The following is a 1,553-nucleotide window of genomic DNA, read 5'->3' as shown; positions in this document are numbered from 1 at the left end:
ATCATCCTCTCCGGCCGTGATTCCGCGAAACTGGAGCACGCGGCCAACGGGCTCCTGCGTTGGGATTTCCTCATCGGCGATGAGCGGAGGCGTTTGGGATGCTGTGGAAGCCCGAACTGCGGAGTTGCCCCCAGAGGCTGCCTTGCATCTGGTCAAGTTGCGATCGGTGTCGTCGACCGGTGGCGATTCGAGCTCCTCCGGCGGGGAGATCGAGACGGGATGAATTGAGACTGTTGGGATGAGCGCCGCCACAGTCACTGATGGGCGGGCGCCAGATATCGCGGAGGCTGTGATGGGCGAGAAGGTGCCGAGCTGATGGCCGCGACCGATCATCTTCACGTCAGCGACAGCATCGGAAAGCTGTTGTCGCTCAACGTGGGAATGCCGAAAGATGTTGCTTGGAAGGGCAAGACAGTCCACACCGGCATCTACAAATACCCGGTGGACGGCCCCCGGTTCGTTCGACGATTCAATGTCGACGGCGACGGCCAAGGCGACCTCGGTGGCCACGGCGGTGAACAGCGCGCGGTGATGGTGTACCAGCAGGGGTCGTATGACCACTGGTCTGAACACCTCAACCGCGATGACCTGGGGCCCGGTAACTTCGGCGAGAACTTCACCGTCGCGGGCCTCGCGGATCATGAGGTCTGCATCGGCGACCGGTATCGGATCGGTGACGCCGAGTTCGAGGTGACACAGCCACGGGTGACGTGTTACCGCGTCGGCCTGCGCCTGGGGGTGCCGCAGATGGCTTCGCTGCTCGTCTCTCACCGGCGACCCGGCTTCTACCTGCGGGTGGTCACGGAAGGCACAGTGCAGGCCGGCGACCCGATCGTGAAAGTCGCCGATGGACGCCATCAGCTGACCGTTGAAGCGATCGACGGACTGCTCTATCTGCCGGACCGATCTCACGAGCTCCTGAAGCTCGCGGTCGACATTCCGGCGCTGAGCCCCGGCTGGCAGCAGTCCTTCCACGAGCTGCTCGCCGCGGGGGACATGGGCCACACCGGGCCGCAGGCCGAGGCGGGACAGGAACCCGGATGGAACGGGTTCCGGCCCTTTACCGTGACCAAGACCGTCCGGGTGACACCGTCCGTGCTCTCCCTCTATCTGAGCGACAGATCAGGCGCGGCCCTCCCGGCGGCTAAGCCCGGCCAGTACCTGACGCTGCGGCTGCCGGTCGGCGGCACGTCTGCGGTCCGCAGCTATTCGATCTCCGGTCGCCCGGACGACGCCACCTACCGGATCAGCGTGAAGCGGGAGGAGCACGGAACCGTTAGCGGGTATATCCACGACACGGTCGCCGACGGAAGCGTCATCGACGTCGCGGCTCCCCGCGGGGAGTTCGTGCTCGACGACACCGACGAGCCGGTGCTGCTGCTTTCGGCGGGAATCGGGATCACCCCGGTGCTGTCGATGCTGGCCTCGCTGGCCTCCGCGCATCCGGATCGGCAGGTGTGGTGGCTCCATGTCGCCAGGGCCGAGGCAGACTACGGCCTTGCTCCCGAGGTTGAGCAGCTGCTCGGCCGGCTGACGAACGCCCACTCCTTCCT

At 65.6% G+C, this 1,553-nt stretch carries 2 protein-coding genes; one reads left to right on the top strand and one right to left on the bottom strand.

The annotated features are described in order from the left end of the window. The coding region (locus LQV45_RS31390) for a hypothetical protein (protein ID WP_230011275.1) at nt 1-339 on the bottom strand (339 nt) is incomplete at its 3' end. Between LQV45_RS31390 and LQV45_RS31385 the strand changes: the two genes are divergently transcribed. Continuing rightward, the coding region (locus LQV45_RS31385; protein WP_230011273.1) for an MOSC domain-containing protein at nt 316-1,553 on the top strand (1,238 nt) is incomplete at its 3' end. The genes LQV45_RS31390 and LQV45_RS31385 overlap by 24 nt on opposite strands.

The sequence above is a fragment of the Microbacterium sp. Bi128 genome, from assembly GCF_918698205.1.
This window is presented reverse-complemented; position numbering and strand designations above follow the sequence as displayed.